Below are 17366 nucleotides of genomic sequence, written 5' to 3'. Positions count from 1 at the left end.
CGTTTCTATTCTTACGCGCAAGCCTCCTGAAATCAGGCGCTAAAGTAAAAAAAGAAGCGAAAAGTAACAGCATGCATCATAACGATGACCTTCTTACTAATAAGCTAAAGATTAAAAGAGGGAGACCAGCTCCCTCTTCAATTCTGACTTACGCCAGAGCTACTTTCGCTTTTTCGACCAGTGCAGAGAATGCCACTTTATCGAATACTGCGATGTCAGCCAGGATCTTACGGTCGATTTCAACAGAAGCCTTTTTCAGACCATTGATGAAACGGCTGTAAGACAGACCATTCTGACGTGCAGCTGCGTTGATACGTGCAATCCACAATTGACGGAATTGACGCTTCCGTTGACGGCGGTCACGGTAGGCGTATTGGCCTGCCTTGATTACTGCCTGGAAAGCAACACGATAAACGCGCGAACGGGCACCGTAGTAACCTTTCGCCTGCTTTAAGATTTTTTTGTGACGTGCACGAGCTACCACACCACGTTTTACGCGAGCCATTTACTTCTCCTATCGTCTTAATTCAAACCAAAATTACTTATGCGTATGGCAGACATGCTACGACCAAACCTAGATCGTTCTTAGATACCATGCCTTTTGGACGTAAATGACGTTTACGCTTAGTAGCTTTTTTGGTCAAAATATGACGCAGGTTGGCATGCTTACGCTTAAAACCACCGGCACCGGTTTTTTTGAAGCGCTTAGCGGCGCCGCGTACTGTCTTAATTTTTGGCATTGAATATATCCACTTCGCATTGTTAATTACAACGAGCTAGCTAGGCGAACAGACCTCTTGCTATGCAAGCATAGAGAAGCCTGTTACTTGAGTGCCTTACTGTCTCTTCTTAGGTGCGAGCACCATGATCATCTGACGACCTTCGATACGAGTCGGGAAGGACTCCACGACGGCCAAATCAGAATCTTCAGTCAGATCTTTTTTGACACGGTTAAGGACTTCCATGCCGATCTGTTGGTGCGCCATCTCACGTCCACGGAATCGCAGAGTGATTTTGGCTTTATCGCCATCTTCCAGAAAGCGAATCAGGTTGCGTAGTTTGACCTGATAGTCGCCATCATCGGTACCAGGACGGAATTTAATTTCCTTGACCTGAATGACTTTTTGCTTCTTCTTCTGTTCTTTTGTCGACTTGCTCTTCTCATAGAGGAATTTGCCGTAATCCATGATACGGCAAACCGGCGGCTCGGCATTCGGACTGATTTCTACTAAATCAACACCGGCTTCCTCGGCTTTTTCAAGAGCTTCATTCAGACTGACAATGCCAATCTGCTCACCATCGACGCCTGTTAAGCGAACTTCTGTGGCGCGAATCTCTTTGTTGATGCGATTAGGACGCGCCGGTTGAACTCGTTTTCCGCCTTTAATACTTTATTCCTCCAGTTGATGAAGACTACGGCTGCGAATTTCTGCTAGCAGCTGGTCTACGACCACGTTGACGTCTAAGCTTCCTAAGTCTTTACCACGGCGGGTACGAACGGCAATTTTGCCTGATTCGACCTCTTTATCGCCACAGACCAACATATATGGAACCCGACGCAACGTATGTTCACGAATTTTAAAGCCAATCTTCTCATTTCTCAAGTCCGCTTTTGCCCGAATCCCTGCATCTTGCAGTTTTTTGGTCACTTGTTGGACATAATCAGACTGACTATCGGTGATATTCATCACCACGACTTGTACCGGTGCTAACCAAGTTGGGAAGAAGCCTGCATATTCTTCGGTAAGAATACCGATGAAGCGCTCCATTGACCCCAAAATAGCACGGTGAATCATTACTGGCACCTGGCGATCGTTATTTTCGCCGATGTAAGACGCACTTAAGCGGCCCGGTAATGAGAAATCGAGCTGTACGGTACCACACTGCCACGCACGATCCAAACAATCATGCAAGGTAAATTCAATTTTCGGACCGTAGAAGGCACCTTCACCCGGCTGATAATCAAACGGAATACCGTTTTCGGTCAGCGCAGCGGCTAAATCGTCTTCAGCACGAGTCCATAAGTCATCGCTACCGATACGTTTTTCAGGGCGCGTAGATAGCTTGACCACAATCTTTTCGAAGCCAAAGGTGCTGTACATGTCGTACACCATCTTGATACAGCTGTTCACTTCATCGCGAACCTGCTCTTCAGTACAGAAGATGTGGGCGTCGTCCTGAGTAAAGCCACGCACACGCATTAAGCCGTGCAATGCGCCTGATGGTTCATTACGATGGCAGCTACCGAACTCAGCCATACGCAGTGGCAGGTCACGGTATGACTTCAACCCTTGGTTGAAGATCTGCACATGCCCTGGGCAGTTCATTGGCTTGATGCAGTACTCGCGGTTTTCTGACGACGTGGTGAACATATGCTCAGCATAGTTCTCCCAATGCCCTGTTTTTTCCCACAGAACACGGTCCATCATAAATGGCCCTTTCACTTCCTGGTACTGGTACTCTTTGAGCTTCATGCGCACAAAAGTTTCCAGCTCACGGAAGATTGTCCAGCCATCATTGTGCCAGAACACCATACCGGGTGCTTCTTCCTGCATGTGGTAAAGGTCCAATTGCTTACCAATCTTACGATGGTCGCGTTTGGCGGCCTCTTCCAGACGTTGCAGATAAGCATTCAGTTGCTTTTTATCACCCCAAGCCGTGCCGTAAATACGTTGCAGCATTTTATTTTTGCTGTCGCCACGCCAATAGGCCCCAGAGGCTTTCTGCAATTTAAAATGATGGCAGAAACGCATATTGGGAACGTGTGGGCCACGGCACATATCAACGTATTCTTCATGGTGATATAAACCAGGGCGATCATCGCGGCTGATATTCTCGTCAAGAATAGCCACTTTATAATCTTCACCACGAGCAGCAAAAGTATCACGGGCTTCTTGCCAACTGACCTTTTTCTTGATCACGTCGTAATCTTTATCGGCAAGTTCATGCATCCGCTTTTCCAGCAGCTCAAGATCTTCCTGCGTCAGAGTACGGTCGATATCAACATCGTAATAGAAACCGTTGTCGATAACTGGGCCGATAGCCATCTTGGTATCTGGCCAAAGTTGCTTAATAGCGTGCCCCAGTAAGTGCGCACATGAATGGCGAAGAATTTCCAAGCCTTCAGCATCTTTGGTGGTGATAATGGCCAGTTGTGCATCAGATTCGATCAGGTCACCGGCATCCACTAGTTCACCATTGACGCGGCCAGCAATACAGGCTTTTGCCAAACCGGGGCCGATATCTAAGGCAACATCAAGGACAGAAACGGCGTGATCATATTGACGCTGACTGCCGTCAGGAAGGGTAATAACAGGCATTCTAATTCCTTATCTACAGTGGTGACCCACACGACAGATCACATGCAAAATTCTAATACTATTTAAAATCAATATGTTATAAACGCTATCCGGCTTTACTTTGCCTGATATGTACACTCATATGTACACTCATATGTACACAACTCGTTTTGCACATATAGTGTGACGCTATAACGGACAAGTCATACTAACATTCTCATTATTGGTTTATCTACTTAGAATGTTTTCTTTATTAAGCATCCCTGCCCTTCCGTTACATACACGGTCTATCGTCAAACACATCTGTCCTAGTATCGTTAATCGACCAGGTTACAACGCCCTCGACTGCAACCTCAGTATCCTCAATATTATAGCGGTCAACTAAAACCGGACACGGATTTAGGCACATTGCTGTAGTCGGCGCTCATATTCATCCGGCGATATATTTCCCAGCCGATAATGCCGCCTTTAAGATGATAAAAACTGTCGATATAATCGATAACATCAGCGATACCCTGACTTCGGGTTTCATAACGACGATAGTTAACCCTCTCAGCTTTCAGGCTGCGGAAAACCTTTCTGTAACAGCATTATCCAAGCAGTTACCTTTTCGGCTCATTCTACCTGTAACATCCAGTTCCTGCTGGCAGGACTGGAACTGAGTTCTGGTATATTGCTCCCCTTGATCGCTATGGAACACCACTGACCCTGTGGGTCGTCGTTTATTGACTGCCAGCCTTAAGGCCCGGACAGTCAAGTCGCTGTCCGGTTGTCTGAGAAAGCCTAACTCACTATTTTTCTTGATAAGTCCATCACGATAGCCAGATATAACCAACCCTGAGTGGTACGCAGATAGGTAATATCACCTGACCATCAGGTATTCAATGTCTCTGGATTAAACTGCCGGTTCAACAGATTAGCGGCCACGACCGCGGGTTTTCCGCAGCGTGGATAACTTCAGTCCTTATGATGTGTTACCGAGTAAAAGCACATCACTGGTAAGCTTTACACACAACGGATTGAACGTAAAAACCTGAACCTTCGCAACCGATTAAGACGTCTAAATAGAAAAACTCTCGGGTACTCAAAATCAGTGGAGATGCATGATAAGATAATCGGTACATTCTAGAACATAAACATTATTTGCAATAACATGATCTACACAGTAAATACGTGACCCGATATTTCCTGATATTTTTAAAAACATCGAATTCCTGCATTCTATATATAGGAAATTTCCTACAACTAAATTTCTTGTTTCTTATTTAAATTAAACTATAAACTTATTATAATGTTAATAAGTTGTTTACCCGCGGGCCTTTTATAGGCAATTAATTTGAATGATAAGCTTTATTTAACAGTAAAGCTTCTTAATATATTTCAAGGTTTAAATGTTATATTTATATAGAGTTAAGAAAACAAAAAGTAATATGATTTTTATTACTCCGCGCCTGAGTGTAATTGCATTAATATTCGGTCAATTATTTGGTGGTGTAAATGCCCAGCCCATTGTATTAAACGGAACCACAGTTATCCTAGATAATCCAATAGTAATTGACACTGGGTCAGTGGCGGGGAGTGCTGGCTACGCTATTAGTGTTTCCAATGCTGGTAAATTAATTGTAAATAATAGTGTTGAATTATTTACATCGGGTAATCTCGCGCATGGTATTTCCTTAAATAATAATGCCACTGCTGATTTGGCACAAGGCGGCGCTATAATAATTAAGGGTACAGGCTATGGCGTATACAGTGACAGTGGTGCTTCTATTAACTCAAATGGGCCACTATCTATCACCACTAATGGCCGCACTACTTATGCGCTCTATGCACGAGATAATGGGGGAATAAATTTAACGCAGGGTGATATATTAACTAATGGCATTAATGGTACGGGTGTTGGGGCGCTTAGTGGTGGTCAAGTTGCTCTCAATAATACTGATATTACCACTACGAATAATAGTTCCCGAGCGGTGTTAAGTACTGGACAGAATAGTCTGGTACAAATTGATAATGCAAATATTAGTACGCAAGGTGGATATACTACCGCTTACACTTGGGGTTCTAGAGGTATCAGTGCTGAAAACAGCGGCAGTATAAAATTAAGTAACAGTAAAGTCAGCACCGTCAGCCAGAGAGGTTTCGCTGTTTATGCGACAAATGGCGGTACTGTGGAACTAAATAATACCGCTATTGATACCCAGGGGGTATCTGGGCATGGGGTAAGTGCAAGCGGGGTCGACTCCATCGTTAATTCAGCGGGTGATCTAACGATTGATACATTTGGTAACTCTGCCCATGCAGCATCAGCCACTCTAGCAGGAGCGGTCAACCTTGGAAGTGGCGCGCGGATCAACACTAGTGGTAATACCTCAAACGGCATTAATATTATCAGTGGTGGTGGTCTTATTACTGGAGATGCTGTCACTTTGACTACCGAGGGTTTGGCTGCCAATGGTATTTATGTTGATACTATGGGGGCCGCTGCGGGGGAGGTGGCCGAAGTGATATTAACTGGGAATTCAAACCTACATACCACTGGTGAAACTTCGGATGGCATATGGAGTGCAGGAAAGCTAACCAGTATTGATATTGAAAATGTCAATATCAATACTGGTGGAAATATTTCTTATGGCATTAATGCTCAACGTGATTCTAAAGTCAAAGTTACACGAGCTGTATTGTCAACTTCAGGTGATTGGTCTTACGGAGCTGTTGCAAACCTAGGCGGGCAAATAAGTCTAGGTGCCGGGAGTTTGATTAATACACTGGGAGAGTATGCGCATGGTCTATGGGCTGCAGATGAAAAAACACAAATTAATGCAAGCGATACTTCCATTGTTGCTTATGGTTTAGGTGCTGATTCTGTCGTAGCAACAAGCCTAGGAACTGTAATATTAAGCCAACGCTCTGGTCAGTTAGTGAGTAACCATGGGACAAACTTCAGTGCTAGCGGTGGAACGATCAATGCAACTCTGGATGGAAGCGAGGTACGCAACAGTGGTTTGCTGATTAGCGCTCTTTCTGATGTTAATGGGCATCAAAGCGATATTTCCTTACAGACCAGTAATTTATCTATGCAAGGCGACATTCTGGCTGACACAATCAGTATTGCTGATCTTTCTATGTACAACACACAGTGGACTGGCGCTGCGACCAACGGCGGGAAAATTGAGATTGATGGACTCAGCCGTTGGGATTTGACACGTAATTCTGATGTTGCAAGTATTACTAACTCCGGTTTAATTAATTTCATGAATCCTGTTCCAGGTGATGTTCTTGTCATACATGGTGACTATGTAGGTAATAATGGCACTTTGCACTTCAATACTCAGTTAGGGGATGATACTTCCTCCACAGATAAAATAGTCATTGAAGGGAATACTTCTGGTATCACTAATGTGAGTGTTAGCAATGCTGGCGGTCAGGGAGACAAAACTCTTAATGGAATTGAGCTGATTCAAGTGAACGGTCAGTCAGACGGTGATTTCGTGCAACGTGGACGTATTGTCGCGGGTGCTTATGACTACAGTTTGGCGCGTGGTGTCGGTGCGAATGCCGTCAACTGGTATCTGAGCAGCGCAGCGGTACCAGTTGACCCGGCGGCCCCAGTTGACCCGGCGGCCCCAGTTGACCCGGCAGCCCCAGTTGACCCGGCGACCCCAGTTGACCCGGCGACCCCAGTTGACCCGGCGACCCCAGTTGACCCGGCGACCCCAGTTGACCCGGCAGCCCCAGTTGATCCGGCAGCCCCAGTTGACCCGGCAGCCCCAGTTAACCCGGCAGCCCCAGGTGACCCAGGTGAGCGAGTTGACTCAGTTAACCCATCACCATTGACCGTGCGCCCCGAGGCTGGTAGTTATATGGCCAACTTAGCTGCCTCGAACAATATGTTTGTAACACGCTTGCATGATCGTTTAGGCGAAACTCAATATATTGATGCGTTGACTGGCGAACACAAAGTGACCAGCATGTGGTTGCGTAATGAAGGTGGCCATACCCGCTCTCGTGATACTTCAGGTCAACTGAATACACAAGCTAACCGCTATGTAATGCAATTAGGTGGAGATATTGCTCAATGGAGCAATAATGAAATGGACCGTTTTCATCTTGGCGTTATGGCTGGTTATGGTAACAGCAAAAGTACCACTGTATCACGCGTATCAGGCTACAATGCCAAAGGGTCAACTTATGGTTATAGCGCGGGCGTATATGGAACCTGGTACGCTAATAAAGAAGATAAAGCTGGGTTATACGTGGACAGTTGGGTGCAATACAATTGGTTCAACAATACTGTGGAAGGTCAGGATCTAGCTGCTGAAGAATACAAATCTAAAGGGATAACAACATCTGTCGAAAGCGGTTATACATTTAAAGTCGGCGAAAATGCTGCTAAGAATGCGACCTACTTTATCCAGCCTAAGTCACAGATAACCTGGATGGGAGTAAAAGCCGATGACCATAAAGAAGCAAACGGTACCAATATATCGGTTGATGGAGATGGAAATATCCAGGTACGTCTGGGAGTGAAAGCCTTTATGAACGGCTATAGTAGCCAAGATAAAGGCAAAGATCGGGTGTTCCAGCCTTTTGTTGAAGCTAATTGGATACACAACACTAAAGATTTTGGTGTCACAATGGATAATGCTACCGTGAAGCAAGATGGGGCTGCAAATATCGGTGAGCTAAAAGCAGGTGTTGAAGGTCAGATTAACAAGAAAGTCAATCTTTGGGGTAATGTAGCTCAACAAATTGGTAGTAAAGGCTACAGTGACACTGCTGTGATATTAGGTATTAAATATAACTTCTAATTAGCATTTGAAATAGCAAATTAGGTTGTCAATAGAGAGTGTTAGAAATTCTGTGTCATTCCAGTAATATGCAATCAAAAAGGAATGACACATGTTCCACCCCTTCGATTTTGACAAAGCCCTTAAAGCACTCCAGTCTGGTCAGGCACTAACGGGGAAAAATGGTATTTTAACATCTTTAATAAAACAGTTAACCGAAGCAGCACTGGCTGCTGAGCTTGACTCTCATCTGGCTCAGGATATGGAAGCCAACCGTAAAAACGGCTCCAGTAAAAAGACCATTAAAGCCGCTACAGGCAACTTCGAACTGGCGACGCCACGTGATCGTAATGGCTCGTTTGAACCCCTGTTAGTGAAAAAGCATCAAACCACACTGTCCTACGAGATCGAACGCAAGATCATTCGTCTGTTTGCACTGGGGATGTCCTCATGTGGCTTATGAAGACATTACTAATTACTAATATCGGGGTGTACTAATCAACGGGGAGCAGGTCAGGTACGCAACTGTGTATACAGTTTACTTTGTGACACAGATCATGCCATAAAGTGAAGTCATATTATCACCACTTAATGCAATGGCAATAAAACCTAGCGAATAATCTATTAATACGGCAACCAAACAGTGATAATGATCACCGACAAAGTTATCATGCTTAAACTGCTCTACGATCAGCATAATATCAACACCATATAACTGAGGGTCTACTATTGCAGCGACACCCTGTTACATCCTCCAGAATTTTGTCGATTGGTTATGATCCTGAAAATCGCATGCTGGAGATACAGTTCAGAGAACAAGGGATTTATCAGTATCTTGGCGTCCCTGAGCGTGTTCACCAGAATTTTATGTCGGCCGTTTCGAAAGGTCGTTTTTTTGATGGCGTAATAAAAGGCAAATTTTTATGCCGGAAAATTGGCTAGGCAAAAAATAATCAAATAAAAACACATCATTACACCACATTGAAACGGTTACTTCTATGATAAGCATTTGCAAAGAAGCCTACCGTTTCAGTATCTTAGCCGCTCACGCCCTCAAATTCTTATCCCATGAAGTGACGCCATAAATAAGAAATTGGCACGACAAACAATAATGCTGGTAGAAAATTCACCACAGCAAATATTTTAATTTGAGCAATTCGCAATCCAACTGCAATCATAATAATCCCACCACAGGCGGAAAAATCGGCAAAAGCGATGTCATCCATGTACGGCATAATAAGTTTTGCCAGAAAAACCAATGCGATTTGAATGAGCAATTGAGGAATCGCAATGGCTACCAATGCAATACCTAGTGAGATGGAAAATATCAGCGCGGTGAAAAAGTCCATCAGAGCTTTTACGAATAGCAGCTGAAAATCACCGGTAAGACCTTCAGTTAGAGAACCTACAACCCCTAATCCGCTGGCACAAAACAAGACAATCATGGCGGTAAAACTTTGTGCAAACTCCTGTGGCGGTAAGGTACTGCGTGAAGGAATGATGCGGTCTAACAAAGCACGAGTTTTATTGGCCCCCCACTTCACACCTTGTTCCAGCGATAGTAGCTCCCCTACTGCTGTCCCAATAATCAGTGCCAAAATGACAGCAGGCATAAAGTGCACTTTTATCACCATCACAATACCAATGGATATCGATGCCAGAGCGAATGTTGCCGGTAATCCCTCTTGGAGCCGTTTGGGCACATGACGGGCAAGCAAGACACCTATGATACCCCCAAGGATTATCCCCGCACTGTTAATAAATGGACCGACCATAGCATGCTCCCAACCGCTAAAATGCGTTCTGATGAGTTAAAGTGTGTCTGTTTTAGAATTGGTATTTCCGCTAATAGCTAAAGACAAACGATTGAATCGCCGACACAATTTTTTTAAATGTTACGTTTGGCGAAGGGAACTGATTTTATCACACATACAACAGGCGTCAGTTGTATAAAGGTGTTTATCCTTACCAACAATGATTTACATTATGATCTATTGCTTTTGAGTAGCACTGGGTGTATTGCTATTTCAACAGGATATGTCCATAATCAATTTCCGTTTCCGTGTAGCAATGGTTACTGGAACGCCGCCCCGATTGTTTACGCAATCGGGGCGTTTTATTTGGCCCAGACCAAGAATTACATGCTTTCTTTCCCCTCTCCTCGTCAATACTCCTCATTGCTTAAAATGGCGGCGTTTCCCTAAATACTGAACAATAAGATATATTCCATCCCTTTTTCTTCCGCATTTCATTGCCTATGATTTGCACACTGGTCAATAAGAGGGAGAAATACGATGAAACAGACTAACGACGTTCTGTCGGGCCTCGAACTTTACTTTCGCCGGACACATCAACAGAACACAGAGAAAACACCTTGGTTTACTCGCTGGTTGTATATTCCGATAGAAGAAAGGATGCAGATACTGGATGATTTACTGAAGCCATACCCTGCTGCTACAGAGTACCAAAAGAAATAAGCTATGCGAGTCGAGAGAGATATTGAGTAAAAAGAGGATAACGGTTGAGATGCACTCACTCTGATGAGTGCATTTTGGCCAGATCGATAGCGGCTTGAATTGCTGAGCGCGCTTGAGGGCTATTTTTCCAACACGTCGATCCCACCATGGCAGCCGCGCTGCTAACAATCTCATTCATATCAGCCTGACCAAGTTGAGTCAGAGAAGTAAAACCGAGCTGCTCCAGACGTGTAATAACAGTCGGCCCAACCCCCTTGACGGCCAACAAAGCGCTGCGTTCATTATCAGTAAATGCCATGCTAGCCTCCGGAGAGATAAGGTGAAAGTTAATAAAAAGGCACGTTATTTAAAGTAAAACCATGCTGTCACAATCAAACCATCCTTTACTTCAAAAACAGCCATACTCTCTATTGGCTCATCACTTAATCCGTAAATTTTTTCCAAATCGAACACTTTATTACCCAATACGCTACGAGAAATTAATTCAGCTCTTAATGCAGGAATATTAAAACGTTGTGTCCGATAAAACTCTGTCAATTGCTGTTTTCCCACCAGCGATGGTGTGGTAGACGGCATTCTGTAAGCAACAAATGAGTCACTAAAATTTGCCACGAAAGCGGCTAGATCATGCTGATTATAAGCATAAAACTGTTTTTCTACCGGTAATAATGCGCTTGACATAAAACCTCAAGATGAATTTAAATGCACAATAAATGAAAATAAATTCACTTTATGCATCTTGTCAAACAAAACCGACTATGGGCTCAGTTAAAAGTGATTAGAGCCGCTTCCTGGACGCATTTTCCGCACTGAAAAACCAGAGCTCGGGCAAACGGTTAGGATAAAAGCGGATTTCGTAAGTATCTTTAAGCGGTGCTAAGCGCCAACGGGGACGGGCTTCACGTTTAGGTTTTAAAAAACGCAAACGACCACGATCACGTGCAGCTTGTGTATCTAACACCCACGCAGCGGAAGCCGATAATGGCTGACGAATATATTCATCTTCAACACTGATATCACAAATACACAAAACCTTATTCCTTGCAAAAATTGATGCTGACATGATTATGCTTTAAATAATTCGAGTTGCAGGAAGGCGGCAATTAAGCGAACTCCCAGGAGCTTACTTATTTTAAGGTCAACAATCAGTAAGTGACTAGGATGACAAATCTGCCGGCAGCAGCTTGAACTATGGTGAGTATATTCTGGATCTGCGGTATTGAGCCAACTGTTGCCAGCCAAAGATTTGATCTACATCACATATCTTCGGGTGCTTGTTATCTCCGTTACACTCATTGCTGGGCGTCGATGCCAATGACGTTGGGCAATAGCATTGGTATCGCGTAGAGTGGCAAGGTAAGTAATCATTGCGTATGCGGGCATATTTGCCTGATGTGCAGCTAATTGCCTAATATGTTTTACTTTCATTGGGTTGGTTTGAAGTTATGTCCGGAGCAAGATGAATGCACAGTATTCTTGAGTTATTTAAAGCCATTGGCCTGGGGTTAGTTCTCCTGCTGCCATTGGCAAACCCATTGACGACAGTGGCACTATTACTCGGTTTATCCGGCAATATGACCAGCGAAGAGCGTAATCAACAGTCGAAGATGGCATCGATTTATGTCTTCTTTATTATGACTGTTGCTTACTACGCAGGTCAGGTTGTCATGAGTACCTTTGGTATTTCGATTCCTGGATTGCGCATCGCGGGCGGACTGATTGTGGCATTCATTGGTTTTCGTATGCTTTTCCCACAGCAATCCGCAGAAGATACGCAGTTAGAAGCAAAATCACAGGATTTAAAGAAACGAAAATCGATCAATATTGCCTTTGTGCCATTGGCAATGCCCAGTACCGCCGGGCCAGGAACTATCGCCATGATCATCAGCTCAGCAGCCTCGGTAAAAGGTCATGACATGTTCAGCCCATGGGTTGTGACAGTTGCACCCGTGCTGATTTTTCTCAGTGTTTCACTGATTTTATGGGGTTCACTGCTCAGTTCTGGTGCCATTATGCGTTGGGTCGGGAAAGGTGGTATTGAAGCTATTTCACGGCTGATGGGATTCTTACTGGTGTGTATGGGCGTACAGTTTATTATCAACGGTGTGCTGGATATTATTGCCAATTACCACACTGTGGTTGCATAACCTAACAATGACCAAGAAAGAAACGCTAGCCGATGTTTACGCTGATGCATCCATAAACGACATCGGTTAGCGTTTTAATATTATTCTGACATCGCCCGGTAAGCGGTATCGACTTTCCACAAATAACGTGGCGCTTGTGCGGCCGGGTGCTTCTTTTGTATATGCTGATAAAATTCGTTCGGGCTAAGACTATTAATTTTATTCACTGCCAGACGTTTATCAGATGAGAACGTCCGCAGCATAGCACCCGCGCCATTGGCGTAAGAGACGATAGTCGCATAACGCAATGTTTGCGGATCACTGATCCCCGCTAACTGCTGGTTTTGCAAAATATTGATATAAGCCGTCCCAATATCAATATTCTTCACTGGATCTTTTAATTCGCCAGAGCTTGGTTGACCATTACGCCCTTTCATCCGGTAGGCATCACGACCCGCAGTAGAGGCTTTAATTTGCATCAAACCCACAGCATTTGAAGTACTGACCACATTAGGATTATAACCAGACTCCACTTGGATAATGGCTTTAATCAAAGTTTCATCAACACCATAATGGCTGGCGGCTTGTTTAATTACATCGCTATATGCAACTGTACTTGAACCTACGCTGCTTTTTTGTGCATTAAGGAAACCACCTTGGGGCGCGTTCTTCAGCCACCCATTATTTGCTTGCGGTGGCGGGGTTTGTTTGGCGCACCCCGCCAGCAATAAAATTGCCATTAGGCAACCGACTTTTGAATTCACAGTATTCCCCGAGCTAGTAAGCTGTTTGGTAGCATATACAAGTTGTCACTTCGTCCAAATAGATTTTTTGCGCTAGTTTGACCATTATTAACATAATGATCAGGCTATATTCGGTAACTATCGGTAAGTTTTAGTTTATTGTATGGCGGGGCTTGACTTCATCGCTAATGATATTGATAATCATTTTCATTTAAAGAAAGGGAACATCGCCATGTTTACTAAGCAAAAAATACCCTACCTGCACTCTATTCACGGCTTCAGACCTGGTTTTTTACGGGCTATCGCCTTGTTAACAGCTGTGGCAATTTCATCACTGATCAGCACCTCAGCGTTGGCAGAAAATAAGCCCAACGATCCGGATAAAAAATTCAAAATTGTGACAACATTCACGATTATTCAAGATATTGCGCAAAATGTCGCCGGTGATGCGGCCGTGGTCGAGTCGATAACCAAACCCGGTGCTGAAATCCATGACTATCAACCGACCCCGCGTGACATCGTCAAAGCACAGTCAGCGGACCTGATTTTATGGAATGGCATGAATCTGGAACGTTGGTTTGAGCGCTTCTTCGAAAATATTAAAGATGTCCCCTCTGCTGTAGTGACTGACGGCATTACTCCGCTCCCTATCCGTGAAGGGCCGTATAAAGGTATTCCTAACCCACATGCCTGGATGTCCCCCTCAAACGCATTGATTTATATTGAAAATATTCGCAAGGCGCTGGTTGAACACGATCCCGCTCATGCTGATACTTATAATCGCAATGCTAAAGCCTATGCTGAAAAAATTGCCGCACTGGATGCTCCGCTACGTGAGCGTTTATCCCGAATTCCAGAACAGCAACGCTGGCTAGTGACCAGTGAAGGTGCTTTCAGTTATCTGGCAAAAGATTATGGTTTTAAAGAAGTTTATTTATGGCCAATCAATGCTGAAGAGCAAGGATCTCCACAACAGGTACGCCATGTTATTGATACCATGCGCGCCAATAAAATCCCGGTCATATTTAGCGAAAGCACTATTTCTGATAAACCTGCTAAACAAGTCAGCAAAGAAACCGGCGCACAATATGGTGGCGTGTTATATGTTGATTCTCTCTCGAATGAGCAAGGCCCTGTTCCTACTTATATCGATTTGATTAACACCACGGTGCAAACTATTGCGAAAGGATTTGGTCAATGAACCCTGCTGTTTTTGTCCGCCCGGAGTTGATAGTGGATAACGTCACTGTCACCTATAACAATGGGCATACGGCTATTTATGATGCCAGTTTTTCCCTCACTGGCGGGACTATCTGCGCATTAGTCGGCGTCAATGGTAGCGGTAAATCGACTCTGTTTAAAAGCATCATGGGGCAAGTCAAACCCAGCGTGGGCAAAGTAGAACTGAGTGATAAACCGGTTAGCCACGCCTTAAAGCAAAATACCATCGCCTACGTGCCGCAGACCGAAGATGTAGATTGGAACTTTCCGGTCTTAGTTGAAGACGTGGTGATGATGGGTCGTTACGGGAAAATGAATTTTTTGCGTATCCCGAGCCGGGAAGATAAAGCTCTGGTTGATAAGGCTATTGAGCGGGTCGGATTAACCGCATTGCGTTCACGGCAAATCGGCGAACTGTCTGGCGGGCAGAAAAAACGGGTATTTCTGGCGCGCGCACTGGCCCAGCAAGGCACGGTGTTACTGCTGGATGAGCCTTTCACCGGAGTTGATGTCAAAACAGAAAATGCCATCATTGATTTGCTGCGCGCGCTGCGCGATGAAGGCCATCTTATTTTGGTTTCAACTCATAACCTCGGCAGTGTGCCGGAGTTTTGTGACCACGTTATTTTGATTAATCAGACTGTGCTCGCGGCGGGCCCAACAGAAACCACCTTTACTCAAAAAAACCTTGAAATGACCTTTGGTGGCGTCCTGCGCCATATCAATCTATCGGGAAATACGCTTCACGACGATAATGACCCGCGCACCGTGACAGTTATCACTGATGACGAGCGCCCTGCGGTATTTTATGGTCATACCAAAGATGATCCACCGGCGCAAAGCCAGTCGAAGGAGAATACTCCCTAATGCTGGAAATTTTACTGCAACCCTTTAACTACAATTACATGGTGAAGGCCATTTGGGTGAGCGCGATTGTCGGTGCGGTCTGTGCTTTCTTATCCGCTTATTTGATGCTGAAAGGCTGGTCGCTGATGGGAGATGCGCTCTCGCACTCCGTGGTGCCCGGTGTGGCGGGTGCTTATGCCCTCGGCCTGCCTTATGCCGCTGGCGCATTCTTTACCGGCATGCTCGCTGCATTGGCTATGACATTAGTCCGCCACATTACCCGCCTGCGTGAAGATGCCATCATCGGTTTTATTTTCTCCACTTTTTTTGCCGTCGGGCTGTTAATTGTTTCGCTCAATCCCACCTCGGTTAATGTGCAGTCGATTATTTTCGGTAATATTTTGGGCATAGCCGATGAAGATGTTTTGCAAGTCGAAATCATTATTTTGGTCTCTTTTGTGATTTTATGTCTGATTTGGAAAGACTTGCTGGCGGTGTTTTTTGATGAAGGCCATGCTCTGTCGATTGGCTTGTCACCACTGCGGTTAAAGATTTTATTCTTCACCTTGCTGAGCGCCTGTACTGTGGCTGCGCTGCAAACTGTCGGGGCGATTTTAGTGATTGCTATGGTGGTCACGCCGGGCGCAACCGCCTATTTGTTGACTGACCGTTTCAGCCGTTTATTGGTGATAGCTATCGCCATTGGGGCTTTTACCAGTGCTTTTGGCGCTTATCTCAGCTTTTATCTTAATGGGGCAACCGGCGGGGTCATTGTGACTTTACAAACAGTGGTGTTCCTGTTGGCCTTTGTCTTCGCCCCTAAACACGGCTTGCTGGCAACGCGTTATCAAACGCGCCAGAAGCGCCGTCAACCTGCGGCCCCACGTCCGGAGGATAATATATGAATACCTTGTTCAGCCTGGTCAGCGAACCTTTCGCCTACCCTTTTATGCAACGGGCGATAGTGGCCGCCATCATTACCGGTGTGGTGTGCGCAGTTTTATCTTGTTACCTGGTGCTAAAAGGTTGGTCATTGATGGGGGATGCTATCTCTCATGCCGTGCTACCGGGCATTGTATTGGCCTTTTGGTTGGGTATCCCATTGGTTATCGGGGCTTTTATTTCGGGGGTCTTCTGTGCTGTCGCCACTGGCTATTTAAAAGAAAACAGCCGGGTTAAAGAGGATACGGTCATGGGGATTGTATTCTCGGGGATGTTCGCTTTTGGTCTGGTGCTATTTTCCCGTATGGATACTGACCAGCATCTTAGCCATATTTTGTTCGGCAATATGCTGGGTATTTCACTGGCGGAACTGAAACAAACCTTATGGATTGCCGGGTTCACTCTGTTAGTGGTGCTGTTAAAGCGCAAAGATTTCATGCTGTACTGCTTTGACCCAAACCACGCCCGTGTCATTGGGCTGCCGGTTAAATTATTGCACTATAGTTTACTCTGTTTGCTGGCATTAACTATTGTGGCTTCATTGCAGGCGGTTGGGGTTATTTTAGTTATCGCCATGTTGATATCTCCGGGTATTATCGCCTTTATGGTGTGCCGCAGTTTTGATCAGATGCTGGTTGTCGCCACTTTGGCTTCAGTGCTTTCGTGTGTATTAGGGACATTAATAAGCTTCCATATTGACGGCGCAACAGGCCCCTGCATCGTCATTATTCAGGCATTATTCTTTGTCATCGCACTCATATACAGCCATATAAAGCCGATGAAAGGCCGCCCAATAGCGTTGAAAACCAAAGATGGCGGGGCTGAAAATACGCCCAAAGGTAACCTGCTATAATAAATTGAGCTTTAATATACTTGCCGTATTGTATTTGCGCACTACGGCTTATTATTAATGACTATTCAC

General features: G+C 44.9%; 20 protein-coding genes, 2 pseudogenes and 1 other annotated feature (1 of these 23 only partly in view). Of the genes and pseudogenes, 10 read left to right on the top strand and 12 right to left on the bottom strand.

Translation table 11 applies throughout. The features are described 5' to 3' along the window. Nucleotides 1-81: a sequence feature (Phe leader region), on the bottom strand (it extends 42 nt beyond the left edge of the window). The 6 genes from pheM to OVO64_RS20600 form a co-directional block, all read right to left on the bottom strand. Next, nucleotides 33-77: a pheST operon leader peptide PheM gene (gene pheM, locus OVO64_RS20605; RefSeq protein ID WP_223300610.1), complete on the bottom strand. Its 45-nt coding sequence runs from the start codon at nucleotides 75-77 to the stop codon at nucleotides 33-35. It overlaps the preceding feature by 45 nt. A gap of 67 nt (nucleotides 82-148) precedes the next feature. Beyond that, the gene (rplT, locus tag OVO64_RS02855; protein WP_004706556.1) at nucleotides 149-505 is read right to left on the bottom strand and encodes a 50S ribosomal protein L20; all 357 of its coding nucleotides are present in this window, start codon (nucleotides 503-505) and stop codon (nucleotides 149-151) included. A 37-nt stretch (nucleotides 506-542) separates the two neighbouring features. Then, the gene (gene rpmI, locus OVO64_RS02850; protein ID WP_004713020.1) at nucleotides 543-740 is read right to left on the bottom strand and encodes a 50S ribosomal protein L35; all 198 of its coding nucleotides are present in this window, start codon (nucleotides 738-740) and stop codon (nucleotides 543-545) included. A 96-nt stretch (nucleotides 741-836) separates the two neighbouring features. After that, on the bottom strand, nucleotides 837-1388 hold the full coding sequence (infC, locus tag OVO64_RS02845) for a translation initiation factor IF-3 (protein WP_011816226.1): 552 nt from the start codon (nucleotides 1386-1388) through the stop codon (nucleotides 837-839). Between the two features lie 3 nt (nucleotides 1389-1391). After that, complete coding sequence (thrS, locus tag OVO64_RS02840; protein ID WP_145586773.1) at nucleotides 1392-3320, bottom strand: threonine--tRNA ligase; 1929 nt, start codon at nucleotides 3318-3320, stop codon at nucleotides 1392-1394. Between the two features lie 538 nt (nucleotides 3321-3858). After that, the gene (locus OVO64_RS20600; RefSeq protein WP_120011281.1) at nucleotides 3859-4134 is read right to left on the bottom strand and encodes a DDE-type integrase/transposase/recombinase; all 276 of its coding nucleotides are present in this window, start codon (nucleotides 4132-4134) and stop codon (nucleotides 3859-3861) included. 153 nt (nucleotides 4135-4287) lie between these two features. Here OVO64_RS20600 and OVO64_RS02835 point away from each other — a divergent pair. The 3 genes and pseudogenes from OVO64_RS02835 to OVO64_RS02825 form a co-directional block, all read left to right on the top strand. Continuing rightward, nucleotides 4288-4451, top strand: a pseudogene (locus OVO64_RS02835) (IS1 family transposase); the annotation flags it as partial. Nucleotides 4452-4729: 278 nt separating this feature from the next. Next, nucleotides 4730-8110, top strand: a complete 3381-nt coding sequence (locus OVO64_RS02830; RefSeq protein WP_267248608.1) for an autotransporter outer membrane beta-barrel domain-containing protein — start codon at nucleotides 4730-4732, stop codon at nucleotides 8108-8110. 91 nt (nucleotides 8111-8201) lie between these two features. Next, a pseudogene (locus OVO64_RS02825) lies at nucleotides 8202-8537 on the top strand (transposase); the annotation flags it as partial. 90 nt (nucleotides 8538-8627) lie between these two features. Here the strand turns inward: OVO64_RS02825 and OVO64_RS02820 are convergent. Then, entirely contained in the window at nucleotides 8628-8786 is a 159-nt protein-coding gene (locus tag OVO64_RS02820) for a hypothetical protein (protein WP_162928744.1), read from the bottom strand. Nucleotides 8787-8818: 32 nt separating this feature from the next. Here OVO64_RS02820 and OVO64_RS02815 point away from each other — a divergent pair, with 32 nt between their 5' ends. Next, the gene (locus tag OVO64_RS02815) at nucleotides 8819-9031 is read left to right on the top strand and encodes a KTSC domain-containing protein (protein WP_038632569.1); all 213 of its coding nucleotides are present in this window, start codon (nucleotides 8819-8821) and stop codon (nucleotides 9029-9031) included. A gap of 119 nt (nucleotides 9032-9150) precedes the next feature. Here the strand turns inward: OVO64_RS02815 and OVO64_RS02810 are convergent, their stop codons facing one another. Continuing rightward, nucleotides 9151-9864, bottom strand: a complete 714-nt coding sequence (locus OVO64_RS02810; protein WP_145540258.1) for a DUF554 domain-containing protein — start codon at nucleotides 9862-9864, stop codon at nucleotides 9151-9153. Nucleotides 9865-10383: 519 nt separating this feature from the next. Here OVO64_RS02810 and OVO64_RS02805 point away from each other — a divergent pair. Continuing rightward, entirely contained in the window at nucleotides 10384-10566 is a 183-nt protein-coding gene (locus OVO64_RS02805; RefSeq protein ID WP_038632565.1) for a hypothetical protein, read from the top strand. A gap of 55 nt (nucleotides 10567-10621) precedes the next feature. Here the strand turns inward: OVO64_RS02805 and OVO64_RS02800 are convergent, their stop codons facing one another. The 3 genes from OVO64_RS02800 to OVO64_RS02790 form a co-directional block, all read right to left on the bottom strand. Beyond that, nucleotides 10622-10864, bottom strand: a complete 243-nt coding sequence (locus OVO64_RS02800; RefSeq protein ID WP_038632563.1) for a Pathogenicity locus — start codon at nucleotides 10862-10864, stop codon at nucleotides 10622-10624. Nucleotides 10865-10908: 44 nt separating this feature from the next. Next, nucleotides 10909-11247 carry a nuclear transport factor 2 family protein gene (locus OVO64_RS02795; protein WP_038632561.1) on the bottom strand — a complete coding sequence of 113 codons (339 nt, stop codon included), beginning with the start codon at nucleotides 11245-11247 and terminating at the stop codon, nucleotides 10909-10911. Between the two features lie 97 nt (nucleotides 11248-11344). Further along, on the bottom strand, nucleotides 11345-11596 hold the full coding sequence (locus tag OVO64_RS02790; RefSeq protein WP_038632559.1) for a hypothetical protein: 252 nt from the start codon (nucleotides 11594-11596) through the stop codon (nucleotides 11345-11347). 433 nt (nucleotides 11597-12029) lie between these two features. Here OVO64_RS02790 and OVO64_RS02785 point away from each other — a divergent pair, with 433 nt between their 5' ends. Next, nucleotides 12030-12713 (top strand): MarC family NAAT transporter, encoded by a 684-nt coding sequence (locus tag OVO64_RS02785; protein ID WP_038632557.1) that lies wholly within the window; start codon nucleotides 12030-12032, stop codon nucleotides 12711-12713. A gap of 80 nt (nucleotides 12714-12793) precedes the next feature. Here OVO64_RS02785 and OVO64_RS02780 read toward each other — a convergent pair whose 3' ends face one another. Further along, nucleotides 12794-13456 (bottom strand): transglycosylase SLT domain-containing protein, encoded by a 663-nt coding sequence (locus OVO64_RS02780; protein ID WP_038632555.1) that lies wholly within the window; start codon nucleotides 13454-13456, stop codon nucleotides 12794-12796. Between the two features lie 211 nt (nucleotides 13457-13667). Between OVO64_RS02780 and yfeA the strand changes: the two genes are divergently transcribed. The 4 genes from yfeA to yfeD are packed head-to-tail and all read left to right on the top strand — an operon-like array spanning nucleotide 13668 to nucleotide 17297. Continuing rightward, on the top strand, nucleotides 13668-14636 hold the full coding sequence (yfeA, locus tag OVO64_RS02775; RefSeq protein ID WP_038639472.1) for an iron/manganese ABC transporter substrate-binding protein YfeA: 969 nt from the start codon (nucleotides 13668-13670) through the stop codon (nucleotides 14634-14636). Then, nucleotides 14633-15523, top strand: a complete 891-nt coding sequence (yfeB, locus tag OVO64_RS02770; RefSeq protein ID WP_038632553.1) for an iron/manganese ABC transporter ATP-binding protein YfeB — start codon at nucleotides 14633-14635, stop codon at nucleotides 15521-15523. Before yfeA ends, yfeB begins: the two co-directional genes overlap by 4 nt. Then, the gene (gene yfeC, locus OVO64_RS02765; RefSeq protein WP_038632551.1) at nucleotides 15523-16407 is read left to right on the top strand and encodes an iron/manganese ABC transporter permease subunit YfeC; all 885 of its coding nucleotides are present in this window, start codon (nucleotides 15523-15525) and stop codon (nucleotides 16405-16407) included. Before yfeB ends, yfeC begins: the two co-directional genes overlap by 1 nt. Beyond that, complete coding sequence (yfeD, locus tag OVO64_RS02760; protein ID WP_267248607.1) at nucleotides 16404-17297, top strand: iron/manganese ABC transporter permease subunit YfeD; 894 nt, start codon at nucleotides 16404-16406, stop codon at nucleotides 17295-17297. The genes yfeC and yfeD overlap by 4 nt, the downstream gene beginning before the upstream one ends. Nucleotides 17298-17366: the final 69 nt, after the last annotated feature.

Origin of the sequence: Yersinia sp. Marseille-Q5920 (genome assembly GCF_946902935.1) — a bacterium.
Taxonomy (GTDB): Bacteria; Pseudomonadota; Gammaproteobacteria; order Enterobacterales; family Enterobacteriaceae; genus Yersinia; species Yersinia rochesterensis.
Note: the sequence above shows the minus strand (reverse complement) of the source record. Positions and strands in the feature narration are given on the sequence as shown.